We start from the raw sequence: 17,977 nt of genomic DNA, 5'->3' as shown, positions 1-17,977 counted from the left end.
CCCGTAGCATCGCCCCGCCGAGAATTTCATGCCAAAAACACTTCAAGCCCCCGAACTCACTGCCCGCGTAGCTCGCATTTTGATAGCAGCAGGCAGTCTTCCCGAGGAAGCGCAGGCGGTCGCCGCCAACCTGGTGCTGGCCAATCTGAGCGGCCACGACTCGCACGGCGTGGGCATGGTGCCGCGCTATGTGGACGCGGTGCTCGAAGGCGGGCTCACGCCCAACACCGGCACGCGCACCCTGCTCGACGCAGGCAGCATGCTCAGCCTGGACGGCCAGCGCGGCTACGGCCAGATCGTGGGCACCCAGGCCATGGAGCTGGGCATGGCGCGCGCCAGACAGACCGGCAGCTGCATCCTGGCCCTGGCCAACGCCCACCATCTGGGCCGCATCGGCCACTTCGCCGAAATGGCGGTGGCACAAGGCCTGGTCTCCATCCACTTCGTCAACGTGCAGTCGCGCCCGGTGGTCGCCCCCTGGGGCGGCGGCGACGGCCGCTACGGCACCAACCCCTGCTGCATCGGCGTACCGCTGGCCGGCAAGGAACCCTTCGTGCTCGACTTCGCCACCAGCCGCGTGGCGCAGGGCAAGATGCGTGTTGCCCACAATGAGGGCAAGCGCATCGAGCCAGGCTACCTGATCGACGACCAGGGCCGCCCCACCGACGACCCCGGCGTGGTGGTCGTGCCCCAGCCCAGCGGCCTGTACGGCGCCCTGATGGCCTTCGGCGAGCACAAGGGCTATGGCATGGCCGTGGCCTGCGAGCTGCTGGGTGGCGCGCTCACCGGCAGCGGCACCTGGCACCGACCGGCCGACAACGCGCGCGCCGTCATCAACGGCATGCTCACCATCCTGGTCGATCCGGCCAAACTGGGCACCCAGGCCAGCTTCGAGCAGGAGTCGCTGGCCTTCATCGACTGGCTGCGCCAGAGCCCGGCCGCGCCCGGCCACGACGGCGTGCAGTTCGCCGGTGAGCCCGAGCGCCGCATGCGGGCCCAGCGCGCGCGCGAAGGCATCGTGGTCGATGACGCCACCTGGGCCGAGATCGTCGCGGCCGGCGCCAAGGTGGGCACCGAAATTAGTGCCTGAAGAGGCTCCAGGCCCCGTGGAATGGGCCTGAGCAGCTACTGAAAAGAGAGCAGGCGCAAGCCCGGCCGGCTCAGAGCATCTGGGCCAGGCTGGCTTCCAGGTGCTCGGACGGGATGCGCTTGAAGCCCGAGCGGGCGAAGCGTTGCAACCGTCCCACCACAAAGGCGGTGAGCAGCGAGGCGCGCACCTGGGCGTCCACGCTGGGCGTGGTCGAGCCTTCGACGGCGCTGCGCAGGCTCTGCTTGAGGGTGGACTCGATCTTGTCGAAGAACTGGTTCATGCGCTGTTGCAGGCGCTCGTTCTCGAACACCAGGGCGTCGCCCACCATCACCCGGGTCATGCCGGGGTTCTTCTCGGCGAACTGCAGCAGCATGGCGACGATGCGGGCGGCCTGCTCGTTGGCGGCCTGCTCACGCTCCATGATCTGGTTGACCAGGCTGAACACGCTCTGCTCGATGAACTCGATCAGGCCCTCGAACATCTGGGCCTTGCTGGCGAAGTGGCGGTACAGGGCGGCCTCACTCACTTCCAGCCGGGCCGCCAGGGCGGCGGTGGTGACGCGCTCGGCACCAGGCTGCTCCAGCATGGTCGCCAGCGCCTGCAGGATCTGGACACGGCGCTCGCCCGGTTTGGGGCGCTTGCGCACCGGCGCTACAGGTTCCGCGGCGGCAGGGGAATCAGGGGTGCTGAGTTCGGCGTCGGGCATGGTGGGCAAAAAGTGTGTGGAATTGATTCTCGCACACCGCTGCTCAGGGTTTTCTCCAGGGCCGCAGCGCCAACACGCGGCCTGCACGCCAAGTGCGCGCTTACCCCGGCAACAGCAGCGAGACCTTCAGCCCACGCCCGAGCGCGCCGGAGCGCACCTCCAGCTGGCTGTGGTGCACCCGCGCGATCTCGTCGGCAATGGCCAGGCCCAGGCCATTGCCCTCGCCCTGCGTGCCTTGCACGCGGTAGAAGCGCTCGAGCACGCGCGCGCGCTCCTGCGGCGCCACGCCCGGGCCGTCGTCCTCCACTTCCAGGAAGGGCTGGCCGCTGCGCAGGCCGCAGCGGATGGTGACGGTGCCACCTTCGGGCGTGTACTTCACGGCGTTGTCCACCAGGTTTGCCAGCAGCTCGCGCAGCAGCCATTCATGGCCCATCGCCGGCGTGGCCTGCACGTCCAGGCCCAGGTCGATGCGCTTGGCGGTGGCGGCATCCAGGTGCTCCTGCAGCAGCGCCTCGCACAGATCCTTCAGGTCGATCCGCTGCACCGGCTGGGCCTGCATGGCACGGGCGTCGGCGCGCGACAGGGCCAGCAGCTGGTTGGCCAGCTGCGAGGTGCGGCGCGTTGCGCCGCGCAGCCGGCCGACCTCGGCGATGGTCAGTCGGATGGTGCCGTCGGCCGAGCCGGCGTTGCCCGCCGCCTGGGCCCAGGCCTCGACCTGGGACTGCAGGCCGGCCAGCGGCGTGCGCAGCTGGTGGGCGGCGTCGGCGACGAAGCGGCGCTGGCTCTCGGCCTGGGCGTTGACGGTGCCGAACAAGCGGTTGAGCGAAGCCACCAGCGGCCGCACTTCTTCGGGCGAGGCATGCTCGTCGATGGCCGAGAGGTCGCGCGGCGAGCGCCGCTCCACCGCCTCCTTCAGGGCCAGCAGCGGCCGCAGCGCGCGTTCGACCGCCCAACCGACGGCAGAGGCGGCCAGCGCGATCAACACCAGGTTGGGCAGCAGCACCTTGAGCAGGATGGAGCGGGCCCACTGCTGGCGCGGGTCGGAGCCGTCGGCCAGGGCCACCACCACCTCGCCGATCACCGTCTGCTGGCGCTGGCGCACGATGCGCCAGGTCACGCCCAGGTTCTCCTCGCTGTGGAACTCCGGCTCCCGCGTGGTCGGCACCAGGCCGGCCAGCCAGGGCTCGCCATGGAGCACCTTGCCGTCCGGGTCGATCACCGCGTAGGCCGCGAAGCCGGGCCTGTCCTTGAGGAACTCCTCCACCACCGGCACCATCAGCAGCAGCGGCGGGTCACTGGACTGGGCACCGTCGCCGATGACCGAGTCGGCCAGCAGCGGCAACAAGGCCAGCAGGCGCTGGTCCTGTTGGGCGGCGATGTTGTCGGCCGAGCGGTAGTCGAACCAGGCGTTGAGCAGGGCCAGCAGCAGCAGCGGCGAGATCAGCATCACCAGCAGGCGCCAGCGCAGCGCACTGAGCATGCGGCCGCGACCGCCGGCAAATGAGCCCCCACGCTCGCCCACTGCGTGTGGCTCGCCGCCCCCCGAGGGGGCCTTCGCGCCTGGGGGCGGCCCGTCGGCGTGAAAAGTGCCCCCACGCTCGCCCACTGCGTGTGGCTCGCTGCCCCCCGAGGGGGCCTTCGCGCCTAGGGGCGGCCCGTCGGCGCTCAAGGCGCGGAGCCGTCTTGCAGCTCCAGCCTGTAGCCGAAACCGCGGATGGAGCGCAAGGCCACGCCGTGCGGCTCGAGCTTGCCGCGCAGGCGAGAGATGTAGACCTCGACCGCGTTGGGTGTGATCTCCTTGTCCCAGCCGGTCAGGGCCTGCAGCAGCTTGTCCTTGCTGGCCGGCTTGGGCGCGTGGATCAGCAGGTACTCCATGACGGTCCACTCGCGCGGGCCCAGCTCGATCGGCGTCAGCTGGCCGCCACGGCGGGCGGCGGCGCGGCGGTTGGCCGTGTCCAGCTCGATCGGGCCGAAGCTCAGCACCGCCGTGGTGGCGGCCTGCGAGCGGCGCAGCAGTGCGCGCAGCCGGGCCAGCAGCTCAGGCAGCTCGAAGGGCTTGACCATGTAGTCGTCGGCGCCCAGGTCCAGGCCCTGGACCCGGTCGTGCAGGGCATCGCGCGCCGTCAGGATCAGCACCGGCATGGCGTGGCTGGCCATCTCCGGGCGGCGCAGCCGGCGCGTCAGCTCCAGGCCGTCCACACCCGGCAGGCCGATGTCGATGATGGCGGCGTCGAAGACCTCGGTGCGCAGCACCTCTTCGGCGCGCTCGCCGCTGCCCAGCCAGTCGACCGCGTAGCCGGCGTCCGACAGCCCCAGCTTGATGCCGCTGGCCACCATCACATCGTCCTCGACCAGGAGCAGGCGCATGCTTGTGCCTAGTGGCTTCGGATCATCGTGCCGTAGGCCTGCTCGGTCAGGATTTCCAGCAGCATGGAATGCGGCACGCGGCCGTCGATGATGTGGACCGAGTTGACGCCGCTCTTGGCCGCGTCCAGGGCGCCGGCGATCTTGGGCAGCATGCCGCCGGAGATGGTGCCGTCGGCGAACAGCTCGTCGATTTCGCGGGCGGTCAGGTTGGTCAGCAGCTTGCCGTTCTTGTCCAGCACGCCGGGCGTGTTGGTCAGCAGCATCAGCTTCTCGGCCTTGAGCACGGTGGCCAGCTTGCCGGCCACCACGTCGGCATTGATGTTGTAGCTCTCGTTGTTCTCGCCGAAGCCGATCGGGCTGATGACGGGGATGAACTGGTCGTCCTGCAGGGCCTTGACCACGCTGGGGTCGATGGAGACGATGTCGCCGACCAGGCCGACGTCGTGGTGCTTGGTCGGGTCGTTGTTGTCCGGCATCTTGAGCTTTTGCGCGCGGATCAGGCCGCCGTCGCGGCCGGTCAGGCCCACGGCCTTGCCGCCGGCCTGGTTGATCAGGCCGACGATGTCCTGCTGCACCTGGCCGGCCAGCACCCACTCGACCACCTCCATGGTTTCCTCGTCGGTGACGCGCATGCCCTGGATGAACTCGCCCTTCTTGCCCAGGCGGTTGAGCGCGGTCTCGATCTGCGGGCCGCCACCGTGCACCACCACCGGGTTCATGCCAACCAGCTTGAGCAGCACCACGTCCTCGGCGAAGTCGGCCTGCAGCTCCGGGTCGGTCATGGCGTTGCCGCCGTACTTGATGACCATGGTCTTGCCATGGAACTTGCGGATGTAGGGCAGCGCCTGGGCCAGGATTTCGGCTTTGTCGCGCGGGGCAATGTCGGGAAGGGCAGTCATGGCGGCGTCCGGCTGGTTCAATCGGTAAATTATCTCCTGAGCCAGCGCGGCACCTTGAAGCGGACGATGGCGATGTAGGCGTAGACGTAAGTCAGCACGAACAGCGCGGCAAACGCCATCAGCACCGGCGTGTTCTGCCAGAACACCACGGCCGGCAGCACCGTCAGCAAGGTGAAACCCCACAGGTAGGGCGAGGTGCGGTTGTTGCGCATCAGCATGCGGCGCGCCTCGTCGTGGTCGAACACCCCACGCACGATGCGCCGGTAAATCAGCTGGTGGAAGTGCAGGGCGTCGGCCACGCCGGGCGACTGGCCGCGCACGGCCTTGCGGTAGATGGAAAAGACCGTTTCCCACACCGGGTAGATCAGCAGCAGCACCGGGAACCAGGGCGAGACCTGGGGGTAGCGCTGCACCAGCTGCACGCTGGCCACGGCGATGACCACGCCCCACAGGTAAGCGCCGCCGTCGCCCGCGAAGATCAGGCCGCGCGGGTAGTTCCACAGCAGGAAACCGGCCGTCGCGCCGGCCAGCACCAGGACCACCGCGGCCAGCTGGCGGTCACCCACCAGCAGCGCGACATAGGCCAGCGCAAAGCAGCAGATCATTGCCACGATGCCGGCCAGGCCGTTGTAGCCATCGATGAGGTTGAAGGCATGGGGCAGACCGGCGACGGCGAGCACGGCCAGGATGATGCCGGGCCAGGCACTGGCCCGCCACAGCGAATCGACCAGGCCCAGGCCCAGGCCTGAGATGTGCAGCCCCAGCACCCAGGTCGCCACCACCCCCGCCAGCAGGGTCAGGAGCAGGCGCCAGGCCGCCGTCAGGCGGTGCGTCAGGTCCTCGCTGACGCCGCTGGCCACGGGAATCATCGCCACCAGCCACCATGAGAACGCCATGGCCCATGGAAAGTTGATGCTGTTGGTCACAGCCAGGTAACGCTCGGCGCCAGCCATCCAGATCCAGCCCACGGTGCAGGCCGCCATCATGGCCACGCCCCCCAGCCGCGGCACGTGGCCGGCATGGAAGCGCTGCGGCATGGTCAGGCTGTAGCGCCGCCCGCTGGCCTGTCCCAGGCGCAGCAGGACAGCACACAGCATCGCGGATACGGCACCGCTCAAAAGCAACAGAATGAGCATTGCCTGTCTCTCTGTTCGTAGTTGTTATGGGCTCTATTCTCGCATCGCGCAGCGGCCGCAGCCCGGTCCCGGGCCCCGGCGCCTGGGCCGCAGCTAAAATGCCCGGTCCACGAACCCCAGGGACCAGCACCTCATGAAGCTTGTATCGGTCGTACTTTCCGGAGGCGCAGGCACCCGGCTGTGGCCCGTCTCGCGCCAGGCCTATCCCAAACCATTCATGAAACTGGGTGGGCCCACGCTGCTCGAGCAAGCCATCAGCCGTGGCCAGGCCTGCGGCACCGACGAGCTTCTGGTGATCACCAACCAGGACCATCTGTTCCTGACCAAGGGCGTGATCGACCAGCTGGCCGACCCGCCCCATACGCAATTCCTGCTCGAGCCCAAGGGCCGCAATACCGGCCCGGCGATCGCGCTGGCCGCCCTGCACTGCCTGCAGACCCACGGCCCCGACACTGTCATGGTGGTGCTCGCGGCCGACCACCTGATCCCGGACACACCGGCCTTCGTGGCCTGCGCCATGGAGGCGGCGGAACTGGCCCTGAAGGGCCAGCTGGTGGTTTTCGGCATCCATCCCACCGGCCCGGACACGGGCTTTGGCTACCTGGAAGTCGAGCATGTGACGCGCCAGAGCCAGCCGGTCCTGCGCTTTGTCGAAAAGCCGGACCTGCCGACGGCCCAGGCCTACCTGGCCACCGGCCGCTATTACTGGAACAGCGGCATGTTCTGCTTCACGGCGCAGACCATGGTGGACGCCCTGGCCCAGCATGCGCCACACGCATTGGCAGCGGCCCGCGACGCCCTGAAGTCCGGCACGCTCCAAGGCAATGTGACCCGCTTCGACGCCCATGTGTTCGGCTTGCAGCCCGATATCAGCATCGACTATGCGGTGATGGAAAAGGCCGCCAACGTCAGCGTGGTCCCCGCCAAGTTCGGCTGGAGCGACGTGGGCTCCTGGCCCGCCGTGTCGCAGGCGCACACCGCCGACACCAGCGGCAACACCTTCGCCGCCGACGTGGTCTCGGTCGACACCCAGGGCACGCATGTGCAGGTCGAGAGCCACGGACCCAAGGTCGTGGCGACCGTGGGCGTCAAGGACCTGGTCATCGTCGACACGCCCGACGCCCTGCTGGTGGCCCACAAGGACTCGGCCCAGAAGATCAAGTCGGTGGTGGACGCACTCAAGGCGCGCGGCCATGAGAGCACCCAGCTGCCCGCCGCCGTGCAGCGTCCCTGGGGCAGCTACGCCACGCTCAAGGAAGAGGCCGGCTACAAGGTCAAGCGCATCACCGTCAAGCCGGGGGAGTCGCTCTCCTTGCAGTACCACCACCAGCGCGCCGAGCACTGGGTGGTCGTGCAGGGGATCGGCCTGGTGCAGGTGGGCGACAAGGAACTGCGCACCGAGCCCGGCCAGTACCGCTACATTCCGCTCAAGGAAAAGCACCGCCTGTCCAACATCGGCACCGAGGAACTGGTGCTCATCGAGGTGCAATGCGGCACCTATCTGGGCGAGGATGACATCGTCCGCCTGGCAGACAGCTATGGGCGCGCCTGATGGCCATGCTCCGGTCCCTGTGGGCCTACCGCGGTTTCATCCTCGGTAGCGTCCGGCGCGAATTCCAGTCGCGCTACCAGAACTCCCTGCTGGGCGCCGCCTGGACCGTCCTGAATCCGCTGGCGATGATCGTGGTCTACACGGTCATCTTCTCGCAGGTGATGCGCGCGCGCCTGCCGGGCACGGACAGCAGCTTTGCCTACAGCATCTATCTGTGCGCCGGCCTGCTGACCTGGGGCCTGTTCGCCGAGATCACGGGGCGCGCCCAGACCGTCTTCCTGGACAACGCCGGCCTGCTCAAGAAGCTCAATTTCCCGCGCATGAGCCTGCCGCTGACGGTGGTGACAAGCGCGCTGCTCAATTTCGCCATCGTCTTTTCGCTGTTCACGGCCTTCCTGGTGCTCAGCGGCAACTTCCCGGGCTGGGCCTACCTGGGCCTGCTGCCCGTGCTGGCCGTGCTGGTGCTGTTCGCCATCGGCCTGGGCGTCACCCTGGGCATCTTGAATGTCTTTTTCCGCGACATCGGCCAGTTCTTCGGCATCTTCCTGCAGTTCTGGTTCTGGCTCACGCCCATCGTCTATCCCGCCAACATCCTGCCCGAGCCGGTCCAGCGCTACCTGGGCTTCAACCCCATGGGCCGGCTGATCGGCGCCTGCCAGGAGATCCTGGTGCACGGCCGCTGGCCCGACTGGTGGCGGCTGGCGCCTGTGCTCCTGCTGGGCATGCTGCTGTGCATGTTCGGGCTGCGCCTGTTCCGCAGGCATGCGGGCGAACTGGTGGACGAACTCTGATGGGCATGATCACTGTCACCGGCCTGGGCAAGGCCTACAAGCAATACCCCAGCCGCTGGGCCCGCCTGGCCGAATGGCTGCTGCCGTTCGTGCCGCAGCAGCACCGGCTCAAGTGGGTGCTGCAGGACATCGCCTTCACCGTCGCGCCCGGGCGCGCGCTGGGCATCATCGGCATCAATGGCGCCGGCAAAAGCACCCTGCTCAAGATGATCACCGGCACCACCCAGCCGACCACGGGCAGCGTGCAGATCACCGGCCGCGTCGCGGCGCTGCTGGAGCTGGGCATGGGCTTCCACCCCGACTTCAGCGGGCGCCAGAACGTGGTCATGGCCGGCCAGCTGCTGGGCCTGTCGATGGAGGACATCGAGCGCCTGATGCCCGAGATCGAATCCTTTGCCGAGGTGGGTGACTACATCGACCAGCCCGTGCGCGTGTATTCCAGCGGCATGCAGATGCGCCTGGCCTTCAGCGTGGCCACCGCGGTGCGGCCGGACGTGCTGATCGTGGACGAGGCCCTGTCGGTGGGCGACGCCTACTTCCAGCACAAGAGCTTCGATCGCATCCGGGCCTTTCGCGAGCAGGGCACGACGCTGCTGCTGGTGTCGCACGACAAGGCCGCGATCCAGTCCATCTGTGACGAGGCCATCCTGCTCAACGCCGGACGCCTGGCCATGCAGGGCGCGCCGGAAGCCGTGATGGACTACTACAACGCCCTCATCGCCGAGAAAGAGAACAGCACCGTGCGCCAGCAGGAGACCGAGGATGGGCGCATCCAGACCGTGTCGGGCACGGGCGAGGCCGCGATCGAGAGCATCCGCCTGCTGGATGCTTCGGGCCAGCCGGTGGACACGGTTGGCGTTGGCGCGCCAGTGGCGCTGGAAGTGGGCGTGCGGGTGCTGAGCCCGGTGGATCGGCTGGTCGTGGGCTACATGCTCAAGGACCGCCTGGGCCAGCCGGTCTACGGCACCAACACGCACCACCTGGGCCAGGCGCGGGGGCCGCTGGACGCCGGCGACACGCTCCTTCTGCACTTCCGGTTCCACGCCAGTCTCGGCGAGGGAAGCTACTCGGTCGCGGTGGCCGTGCACGATTCGGAGACGCACATGACGCGCAACTACGAATGGCGCGACCTGGCTCTTGTGTTCAAGGTCGTCAACCTGTCGGTGCCGCCGTTCGTGGGCACCGTCCATCTCCCCACCGAAGCCACCGTCGACGTGCAGCTGGCCCACGCAACCACAACCCCCTGAGCGAACCCACCATGAGTCCCAATTTCTACCGGGCCTTCGAAGACCGGCACCGCGGCTCGCGCGACACCATCGGGCAGCGGCTGGGCGTGTACCTTCCCTTTTTGCGGGCGGCGCGGCAGCTTCATCCCGACGCGCCCGTCACGGACCTGGGGTGCGGGCGCGGTGAGTGGCTGGAGCTGCTGCGCGGCGAAGGCATCGCGGCCCGTGGGGTGGACCTGGACCAGGACATGCTGGCGGCCTGCGTTGAACGCGGCCTCGATGTGCAGCGGGGCGATGCCCTTGCCTTTCTCAAGGCGCTCGCAGACGGCAGCCAGCTTGCCGTGTCCGCCTTTCATCTGGTCGAGCACCTGCCGTTCGAGCAGGTGCAGATACTCGTCGCGGAGGCGCTGCGTGTGCTGCGACCGGGCGGCCTGCTCATTCTGGAAACACCCAATCCGGACAATCTCGCGGTAGGCGCCAGCGGTTTCTACATGGACCCGACCCACGAGCGGCCGATTCCCTCCCCGCTCCTCGCGTTCCTGGCCGAGTTCCTGGGTTTTGGCCGGGTTGCGACGCTGCGCTTGCAGGAGAGCCCGCAAGTGCGCGGGCTGGCTTCGGTCACGCTGATCGATGTGCTGGCCGGCGTCAGCCCCGACTATGCGGTTGTTGCCCAGAAAGCGGCAGCGGGAATCTCTCCCATGGATCCTGGATGGATGGCCATGAACGAGGCGTTCGCAGAAGAACATGGCGTCACCCTGAACAACCTGGCCGAGCGCCATGAATCCCAGTGGATCCGGCGCATGCGCCGCAATGAGGAGCGCACCATCGCCGCGCGCGACGCGGCGGTGGCGGTGCGGGCGCAGGTCGAGCAAACGCGGGTGGCCATCGATGCCGGGGTGGAACGCGTCGCCCTGATGGAGCAGCGGGTGCAGGCCGAACTGCAACGCTCCCGCGATGCATTGACCGCGGTGTACCAAAGCAGCTCCTGGCGCATCACGGCGCCGCTGCGTTGGGCCGCCGACCAGGCCCGGGCATTGCGCCAGCAAGGCCCGGTGCGGCGGATGCGGCGGCTGGCCGGCAAGACGGCCAGGGCTGGCCTGCGGCCCGCCCAGCGGCTCGCCCGGCGCTACCCGAAAGCGCGGCAGGCGGCCTCCAGAGCGCTGCATGCGGTCGGCCTGGGCGGCCTGACTTCCAAGGTCCTGGCGCGTTTCAGGCCGTCAGTGGGCCACGTTGCACTGGAATCCGATCTCACGCCTGCCGCCATGCGTGTCGAGACGGCCCTGCGCAGCGCAATGGCGCAAGAACAGGCGAAAAGCGGAAAAGCACTGCAAGGAAGCCGTTAATGCGTATCGTCATCGACTTGCAGGCGGCGCAGTCGCCCGGTTCACGGCATCGGGGCATCGGCCGCTATGCGGTCTCCCTGGCCAAGGCGATGCTGCATCACCGCGGCGACCACGACATCCACATCGCACTCAATGGCGCGTTCGCAGACACCATCTGGGCGCTGCGCGACACCTTCGAAGGCTTGCTTCCCCGGGACCACATCCACGTCTGGCACGCGACCCTGCCTGCGCTGGCGGTCGCTGGTGCCCCTGCGGCGCAACGGCGCGCCGCCGAACTGGTGCGCGAAGCGTTTCTCGCTGCGTTGCAGCCAGATGTGGTGCATGTGGCAAGCATGTTTGAGAGCGGCATCCACTCGGTCTCCAGCATCGCGCTGACCAAGGCGGGTTTTCGCACCGCGGTCACGCTGTACGACCTGATCCCGCACATCTACCCGCACATCTACCTGGACACGGAACAGGCAAAGACGGAATACGGAGAAAAATTTGAGCACCTGCGGCGCGCCGATCTCCTGCTGGCGATTTCGGAATCTTCGCGACAGGAAGGCCTCGACAGATTGGGCCTGATGCCCTCCCAGGTGGTGAACATTTCTTCGGCCGCCGACGAGCACTTCACCGCCGCGGCAGTCGATGCCGGGCGCGAAGCGGCGCTGCGCGGGCGCCACGCACTGGCGAGGCCCTTTGCCATGTACACCGGCGGCATCGACCACCGGAAAAACATCGAAGGCCTGATCCGCGCCTGGGCCGCGCTTCCAGCCAGTGTGCTGGCCGCGCACCAGCTGGCCATCGTCTGCGCGGTGCGCGACTCGGACCGGAAAACGCTGGAACAGCTGATGCAGGACCACGGCCTGGCTTCCGGCAGCGTCGTGCTCACGGGATTCGTCGCGGAAGAAGACCTGGTCGACCTGTACCGCCTGTGCAAGCTGTTCGTCTTTCCCTCTCGGCACGAAGGCTTCGGCCTGCCGGCCCTCGAAGCGATGCGCTGCGGCGCGCCCACCATCGGCGCGCACAACAGCAGCATCCCCGAGGTCATCGGCCACGCCGACGCCTTGTTCGACGCAGGCTCGGACGCGTCGATCACGGCCAAGATCCTGCAGTATCTGCAAGACGATGCACTGCGCGACGGCCTGGCCCGGCACGGCCGGCAGCAGGCGGAGCGCTTCAGCTGGGATGCCAGCGCCCGCACCGCGCTGGCAGCGCTGGAAAAGCTTGCGCCGCCGCCGCGCATGCAGCCGGCGGCCGTCACCGCCAAACCCCGGATGGCCTTTGTCTCGCCGATGCCGCCACAGCGAAGCGGCATCGCCGACTTCAGCGCGCAACTGCTTCCTGAACTGGCGCGGCACTACGACATCGATCTCGTGCTGGAACAGCCCACGCTGGAGGCGATGCCGGCCGGCTCCTTCACTGCGCAGCGCAGCGCGGACTGGTTTTTGGAGCATGGCCACAGTTACGACCGCATCCTGTACCAGTTCGGCAACTCCGCCTACCACCAGTACATGTTCCCCCTGCTGGAACGCCATCCAGGCGTGGTCGTTCTGCACGATTTCTATCTGAGCGGCCTGGTGGCACATCGCGAAGTCCACTCCGAGGGGCAGCCGTTCTGGTCGCGAGCGCTTTACGAGTCACACGGCTGGCCGGCGCTGGCAGAGCGATTCCGTCGCGAGCCGGCCGACGTCGTTTTCGCGTATCCCGCGAACTTCGAAGTGTTGCGGCAGGCCCTTGGCGTCATCGTGCATTCCCGGCACGCGCTGCGCCTTGCGAACCAATGGTACGGGCCGGACGCGAGCGAGAACTGGGCCCTGGTGCCGCTGCTGCGTGCGCCACCCCGCGCCATCGAGCGCGAAGCTGCCCGCGCCCGCCTGGGTTTGGCGCCGGAGGACTTCGTGGTGTGCAGTTTTGGCCTTCTCGGCCCGACCAAGCTCAATCACCGCCTGCTGCAGGCCTGGCGGGACAGCGCCCTGGCCACTGCGCCCGCATGCCAGCTGCTGTTTGTCGGAGAGCCCCAGCAAAGCCCCTATGGCAAGGCCTTCGGCCAGCAGTTGCAGAGCGCTCCCGGCAATGTGCGAGTCACCGGCTGGACCGACAGTGCCACATACAGCGACTACCTGGCCGCGGCCGACATGGCCGTCCAGCTGCGCGGCCTGTCGCGCGGTGAAACCTCGGCCGCCGTTCTGGACTGCATGAACCACGGCTTGCCAACCATCGCCAATCGGGAAGGCTCGATGGCCGATCTCGACCCCGAGGCCGTGTGCCTGCTGCCGCAGGAATTCACCGATGCGCAACTGACCCTGGCGCTGGAGTCGCTCTGGCGGCACCCCGAGCGACGGGCGCAGATGCAGGAGCGAAGCCGCGGCATCGTGCACACGCAGCATGCACCAGCCGCCTGCGCAGCAGCCTATGCGCAAGCCATCGAAAAATTCTCGCAGCTTGCCGCTGCCGGCAGGCGCTCGCTGGTGTCTGCGTTGGCCGAGGCGATGCCTGCGGACGCTGGCGACGCCCTCTTCGCAGGCCTGGCACGGGCCATCGCCCACAACATGCCTGAAGGCCGCCCAGCCCGCCAACTGCTGGTGGACACCACCGGGCACCGACTGGGAGCGCCCCACGAGCTGCCAGCCCTGCTGCGCGGCCTGATGGACAAGGCGCTGCCAGGCTGGCGCGTGGAGCCTGTCTATGAAAGGCACCCCGGTGAATGGCGATACGCTCGCAGCGACATGCTCAGGCAGCTCAGCTGCCCGGGCGGGCTGCTGGCGGACGACCCGATCGATGTGCGGCGGGATGACCTGTGGCTAGTTCCAACGCAAGCTGACGCGGCGCCGGCGCCGCTGCCGCCACAGGCCGATGCGCTCGGCCTGGCTGCGCTGCACCTGCCGCGGGAAGGCGACCCTGCACTTGCCTGGGCTGTGCTTGCCGCCATCGCAACCACAGGGGGCCAGCGCCAATGGTTCATCGATATTTCGGAACTGGTCCAGCGCGACTCTCGCTCTGGAATCCAGCGGGTCGTCAAAAACTACCTGATGGCACTGCTGCTCAACCCGCCACCGGATGTGTGCGTGGTGCCGGTGTACGCCACCAAGGAGGAGCCCGGCTACCGTGTGGCGCAACGCTATGCATTGCAGCTGGCCGGCATCGAAAGTGCGCGGCCACAGGGTGATCGCATCGAACCCCGTGCCGGCGACCTCTTCTTTGGCCTGGATCTTCAGCCGCACATCGTTCCGGCCCAGTCCAGCTACTTGGCCGCGCTACGCAGCCAGGGCGTGAAGACCGGCTTCATGGTGTACGACCTGCTGCCAATTCAGCTGCCCGAGTGCTTTGTCGACAGCGGGGCGAGGGACCATGCGCGCTGGCTGGAAGTCGTGGCGCAGGCCGATTTCGCCATCTGCATCTCGCAGGCCATCGCCGACGAATTGGCGGCCTGGCTCCAGCACCCATCCCGAAAAACGGCGCAAGGCATGCCGCACATCTCTGCGGTGCACCTGGGAGCCGACCTCAGGCGCGCCTTGTCCAGCAGCGGCCTGCCCTTCGATGCCGCGGAACAGCTCGCCCAGATACGCGAGCGACCAAGCTTCCTGATGGTCGGCACGATCGAGCCGCGCAAGAGCCATGCCCAGGTGCTCGACGCCTTCGAGCAGCTATGGACCATGGGGCAGGATGTGCAGCTGTGCATCGTGGGCAGGCCGGGCTGGCGCGTGGAGCCGCTGATCGAACGCCTGCGGCACCATCCCCAGCGTGATGTGCGCCTGTTCTGGGTGGAAGACGCCAGCGATGAGTATCTTGAGCAGCTGTACGGCGCCTGCATTTGCCTCGTTCTGGCCTCCCAGGGCGAGGGCTTCGGCCTGCCACTGATCGAAGCGGCCCAGCACGGCATGGCCCTTGTGGCGCGCGACCTGCCGGTGTTCAGAGAAGTCGCGGGCGACCACGCCTTCTATTTCCAGGACGACCGTGCCGATGCATTGGCTGGCGCGCTGAAGGGATGGTTGACGCTGTACCGCCAGGGCCAGCACCCACGCTCGCTGGGAATGCCCTGGCAGACCTGGGCGCAGAGCGCCGAGCAGCTCAAGCGCCAGCTCTTGGACCAAGCACCGCAGGGCCCAGGGGGGCCAGCGCCATAGCCATCGCAGTCCCTGCGCAGCGCCTGTATGTGGATTGCACGCACACCCTGGCGTGCAGCCAGTACACAGGCATCCAGCGGTATGTGCGGCGGACGGTGCGGCACGCCGCGGCGCAATTGGGCACGCGGCAGGTGGGACTGGTCGTGGCGGACAGCCGCGGCCGCTGGACCAGCCGGGCTTGCCTGCCGGCCCATGCGCTGGAAGGGCTTGGCGCGCTGGCCTTGGAGGGCCCGGCCGGAGGACAAGCCGTTTTGGATGAAACCACGCATGTTCTGCTGGCCGACAGGTTCTGGCATACCGGCCAATGGGAGGCACTCGCCCAGCTGCTGCAAAGCCGCGCCCGCATCACGGTGGTGGTATACGACCTGCTGTCGTTGCGCCAGCCAAAGTGGTTTGCGCCCGGGGTCGGTGAACGGTTTAGGCGCTATCTCCAGCAAGTTCTCCCGCGGGCGCAACAAGTGGTCTGCCTGTCGCAGGTGGTGGCCAGGGATTTGCAGGACTGGGTTGGCGAGCAAGGCTTGCAGGCGCCCCTGGCCACGGTGGTCACGCCCGGTCACCGCATCTGGCAAGGCGCTCCCGTTGCGCCGCCGGCCTTGCCCAAGGACTGGCGCGACGGCTCGCGCCCCTTCGTGCTGCAGGTGGGCACCATAGAACCGCGCAAGAACCATGCGCTCACCCTGGCCGCCCTGCGGATGCTGTGGGACCAGGGCAGCAAGCTGGGCGCCCTGTTCCTGGGCCAACGCGGCTGGCTGATGGATCCGTTCATGGAGGAGTTGTCCCGGCTGCCGCAATGGCAGCGCCAGCTGCTGTGGCTGTCCGAGTGCACGGATGCGCAGCTGGACTGGTGTTACCGCCACGCAGCAGCGGTGTTCTACCCCTCGGCCAACGAAGGCTATGGCCTGCCTCTGGCAGAGGCGGCGGGCACGGGCACGCCCGTCATTGCCAGCGACACCGCCGTGCACCGCGAAGTGGTCCGCCGCCTGGGCAAGGGGGCGCCTGTGCAGCTTTGCCAGCCGCTGGCCCAGGACATGGCGCAGGCCTTGCAACAGGCACTTGCCGGACGGCACGGCGCACCGGGCGGCGGCGCTGTGCGCGAATGGAACGTCGCAACCGCGTCGCTGCTGGAGGCCATCGGCCTGTCCACGGCGCCGGCGCAGCGCCCGCCTCAGACCGTGTAGGCCATCCCGTTCTGGATGGTTCCAATCACCGCCGCCTGGTTCTCGGGCGATTCGGAAAAACCGGCGACCACATCGGCACGTGTGTTCGTACCGTTGGCCAGATTCGCCGTGTGGTAATTGAAGCCGGCGGCTTCGGCCGGACGGTGCAGCACGTTCAGGTAAAGCTGGCTGACGAACTGCGCGTCTGTCAGGCTGCCATAGCGGCTGCTGAATTCTGGACTGCGCAGGAAGTTGTTGGCCACCTGTGACAGGGCCAAGCCGTCGTCCAGGGCCTTCATCTGGTGGCCCAGGCCGGCCAGGTCGGGCACCCGGTCAAAGGCTGCCTGGTAGAGCCGGTAAGCCTGGCCTGCACTGCCCGCCACGTCGAAAGCAACAGACACGTCAGTGAACTTCAGGCGCTCGATGTTGCGCAGCGTGTCTGTGCCGTCGCGCACCGCCACGCTGTCCGCGACCACGATGGTGGCGGACGCCACCGTCAGCGCGTAGGCGTCGCGCAACCCCGCGAAGACCGCCGTGTCCACGCCCGCGCCGCCATCGAGCAGGTCGCCGCCGCCATTGCCGGTGAACGTGTCCCAGCCTGCGCCCCCCGTCAGGGTGTCCGCGCCGCTGCCGCCGCTGAACTGCGATCCGGTCGAATCCACAGCGGGCGGCAGGATGCTCACCAGGTGGTCATTTGCCGCCATGGCGCTGTGCAACCACTCCCAGGTCCCGGCGGTGAACAGGCCGGCAAAGGTGGATGAAGTGTTGGCGGTGTTGCCGCTGGACAGCACGCCCACCACCGAACTGACCCCGCCCACGGTTTGCAGCAAGGGGCCGCCGGATGCACCCGCACCCAGGCCGGCTTCGATGGTGTACACGCCATAGCTGCTGGAAGCGTCCGCAAAGACCGACTCGGCCATCATGCCGGTGCCTCGACCCGGGTAGCCGGCCATCAGGCCATAGAAGTCATTGGGCATCTGGGCAACGGGCAGCCAGCCGGTGATGTCGCCGATGCGCGACGTCATGCCGATCAAGGCCATATCGCCCTGCGCCTCGGCCTGCGTCAGAAAGCCATCGCCGTCCAGGTCCCAGTTGCTGGCGCGGCCCACCATGGTGCCGACATCGCCGAAGCGCCCGAAGGGGTCACTGGCCGGCTGGGTGTCGGCGGCAGGAATGATGGTCACGGACTTGGCCCAGCCGTGCTTGCTGTCGTAGACCACGTGCAGCGCCGTCAGCACATCGTTGACGCCCACCACCACGCCAGAGGCGCGGGCCGACGTGCCATCGGCCCAGGTTGTCAAAACGTAGCAAATGGACGCGTAGGGCGCTGAGAGGCGGTTGGTGATTTCGTACATGGCGGGCGGCAGACTGCAGTGTACGAGCCAGCCTGCAGGACGGGGTTCCGTGCTGCTCCATCCCACGCAATCCTTCACGCCAGCGGCGCCGACACGCTCGCCTCGACGGCACGGCCGTCATCCGCAAAACGCTCTACTTTTGATAGCGCCTCACGCCCATTTTCCGGGGGTCAGGGGCTTATTTGTCCTCTGAAAGCGGCTCAAATCAGGGGATAGGCCATTCCGGCAGAAATCACGCCGATCAGGGCC

Annotated in this window: 13 protein-coding genes; 7 read left to right on the top strand and 6 right to left on the bottom strand. The window is 67.8% G+C overall.

The features are described 5' to 3' along the window. Positions 1 to 28: 28 nt before the first annotated feature. Positions 29 to 1,090, top strand: a complete 1,062-nt coding sequence (locus tag Q0632_RS18945; protein ID WP_298933089.1) for a malate/lactate/ureidoglycolate dehydrogenase — start codon at positions 29 to 31, stop codon at positions 1,088 to 1,090. Between the two features lie 70 nt (positions 1,091 to 1,160). Here the strand turns inward: Q0632_RS18945 and slmA are convergent, their stop codons facing one another. The 5 genes from slmA to Q0632_RS18920 form a co-directional block, all read right to left on the bottom strand. Further along, on the bottom strand, positions 1,161 to 1,796 hold the full coding sequence (slmA, locus tag Q0632_RS18940) for a nucleoid occlusion factor SlmA (protein WP_298933087.1): 636 nt from the start codon (positions 1,794 to 1,796) through the stop codon (positions 1,161 to 1,163). A gap of 100 nt (positions 1,797 to 1,896) precedes the next feature. Then, the gene (locus Q0632_RS18935) at positions 1,897 to 3,276 is read right to left on the bottom strand and encodes a sensor histidine kinase (protein WP_298933085.1); all 1,380 of its coding nucleotides are present in this window, start codon (positions 3,274 to 3,276) and stop codon (positions 1,897 to 1,899) included. A gap of 185 nt (positions 3,277 to 3,461) precedes the next feature. Continuing rightward, positions 3,462 to 4,163 carry a response regulator transcription factor gene (locus Q0632_RS18930; RefSeq protein WP_298933083.1) on the bottom strand — a complete coding sequence of 234 codons (702 nt, stop codon included), beginning with the start codon at positions 4,161 to 4,163 and terminating at the stop codon, positions 3,462 to 3,464. Between the two features lie 8 nt (positions 4,164 to 4,171). Further along, positions 4,172 to 5,062: an acetylglutamate kinase gene (argB, locus tag Q0632_RS18925; protein WP_298933080.1), complete on the bottom strand. Its 891-nt coding sequence runs from the start codon at positions 5,060 to 5,062 to the stop codon at positions 4,172 to 4,174. 29 nt (positions 5,063 to 5,091) lie between these two features. Then, positions 5,092 to 6,198: a glycosyltransferase family 4 protein gene (locus Q0632_RS18920; RefSeq protein WP_298933077.1), complete on the bottom strand. Its 1,107-nt coding sequence runs from the start codon at positions 6,196 to 6,198 to the stop codon at positions 5,092 to 5,094. Between the two features lie 133 nt (positions 6,199 to 6,331). Between Q0632_RS18920 and Q0632_RS18915 the strand changes: the two genes are divergently transcribed. From Q0632_RS18915 to Q0632_RS18890, 6 genes are all read left to right on the top strand, one after another. Continuing rightward, entirely contained in the window at positions 6,332 to 7,750 is a 1,419-nt protein-coding gene (locus Q0632_RS18915) for a mannose-1-phosphate guanylyltransferase/mannose-6-phosphate isomerase (protein ID WP_298933074.1), read from the top strand. Further along, positions 7,750 to 8,541, top strand: a complete 792-nt coding sequence (locus tag Q0632_RS18910; protein WP_298933071.1) for an ABC transporter permease — start codon at positions 7,750 to 7,752, stop codon at positions 8,539 to 8,541. The genes Q0632_RS18915 and Q0632_RS18910 overlap by 1 nt, the downstream gene beginning before the upstream one ends. Then, the gene (locus Q0632_RS18905) at positions 8,541 to 9,788 is read left to right on the top strand and encodes an ABC transporter ATP-binding protein (RefSeq protein ID WP_298933068.1); all 1,248 of its coding nucleotides are present in this window, start codon (positions 8,541 to 8,543) and stop codon (positions 9,786 to 9,788) included. Before Q0632_RS18910 ends, Q0632_RS18905 begins: the two co-directional genes overlap by 1 nt. An 11-nt stretch (positions 9,789 to 9,799) precedes the next feature. Continuing rightward, a complete protein-coding gene (locus Q0632_RS18900) occupies positions 9,800 to 11,110 on the top strand; it encodes a class I SAM-dependent methyltransferase (protein ID WP_298933065.1) in 1,311 nt (436 codons plus the stop codon). After that, positions 11,110 to 15,216, top strand: coding sequence for a glycosyltransferase (locus tag Q0632_RS18895; RefSeq protein WP_298933063.1), 4,107 nt, complete (start codon positions 11,110 to 11,112; stop codon positions 15,214 to 15,216). The genes Q0632_RS18900 and Q0632_RS18895 overlap by 1 nt, the downstream gene beginning before the upstream one ends. Before the next feature lie 251 nt (positions 15,217 to 15,467). After that, positions 15,468 to 16,394, top strand: coding sequence for a glycosyltransferase family 1 protein (locus tag Q0632_RS18890; protein ID WP_298933061.1), 927 nt, complete (start codon positions 15,468 to 15,470; stop codon positions 16,392 to 16,394). Here Q0632_RS18890 and Q0632_RS18885 read toward each other — a convergent pair. Then, on the bottom strand, positions 16,382 to 17,728 hold the full coding sequence (locus Q0632_RS18885) for a DUF4214 domain-containing protein (RefSeq protein ID WP_298933059.1): 1,347 nt from the start codon (positions 17,726 to 17,728) through the stop codon (positions 16,382 to 16,384). The two genes, Q0632_RS18890 and Q0632_RS18885, sit on opposite strands and share 13 nt — an antisense overlap. Positions 17,729 to 17,977: the final 249 nt, after the last annotated feature.

Origin of the sequence: uncultured Ramlibacter sp. (assembly GCF_936925435.1) — a bacterium.
Classification (GTDB): domain Bacteria; phylum Pseudomonadota; class Gammaproteobacteria; order Burkholderiales; family Burkholderiaceae_C; genus Ramlibacter.
Note: the sequence above shows the minus strand (reverse complement) of the source record. Positions and strands in the feature narration are given on the sequence as shown.

Coding starts and splice junctions, on each gene's coding strand:
- Q0632_RS18915 (WP_298933074.1), top strand. CDS start 6,332: ATGAAGCTTGTATCGGTCGTACTTTCCGGAGGCGCAGGCACCCGGCTG.
- Q0632_RS18910 (WP_298933071.1), top strand. CDS start 7,750: ATGGCCATGCTCCGGTCCCTGTGGGCCTACCGCGGTTTCATCCTCGGT.
- Q0632_RS18930 (WP_298933083.1), bottom strand. CDS start 4,163: ATGCGCCTGCTCCTGGTCGAGGACGATGTGATGGTGGCCAGCGGCATC.
- Q0632_RS18895 (WP_298933063.1), top strand. CDS start 11,110: ATGCGTATCGTCATCGACTTGCAGGCGGCGCAGTCGCCCGGTTCACGG.
- slmA (WP_298933087.1), bottom strand. CDS start 1,796: ATGCCCGACGCCGAACTCAGCACCCCTGATTCCCCTGCCGCCGCGGAA.
- Q0632_RS18885 (WP_298933059.1), bottom strand. CDS start 17,728: ATGTACGAAATCACCAACCGCCTCTCAGCGCCCTACGCGTCCATTTGC.
- Q0632_RS18920 (WP_298933077.1), bottom strand. CDS start 6,198: ATGCTCATTCTGTTGCTTTTGAGCGGTGCCGTATCCGCGATGCTGTGT.
- Q0632_RS18905 (WP_298933068.1), top strand. CDS start 8,541: ATGGGCATGATCACTGTCACCGGCCTGGGCAAGGCCTACAAGCAATAC.
- argB (WP_298933080.1), bottom strand. CDS start 5,062: ATGACTGCCCTTCCCGACATTGCCCCGCGCGACAAAGCCGAAATCCTG.
- Q0632_RS18935 (WP_298933085.1), bottom strand. CDS start 3,276: ATGCTCAGTGCGCTGCGCTGGCGCCTGCTGGTGATGCTGATCTCGCCG.
- Q0632_RS18945 (WP_298933089.1), top strand. CDS start 29: ATGCCAAAAACACTTCAAGCCCCCGAACTCACTGCCCGCGTAGCTCGC.
- Q0632_RS18900 (WP_298933065.1), top strand. CDS start 9,800: ATGAGTCCCAATTTCTACCGGGCCTTCGAAGACCGGCACCGCGGCTCG.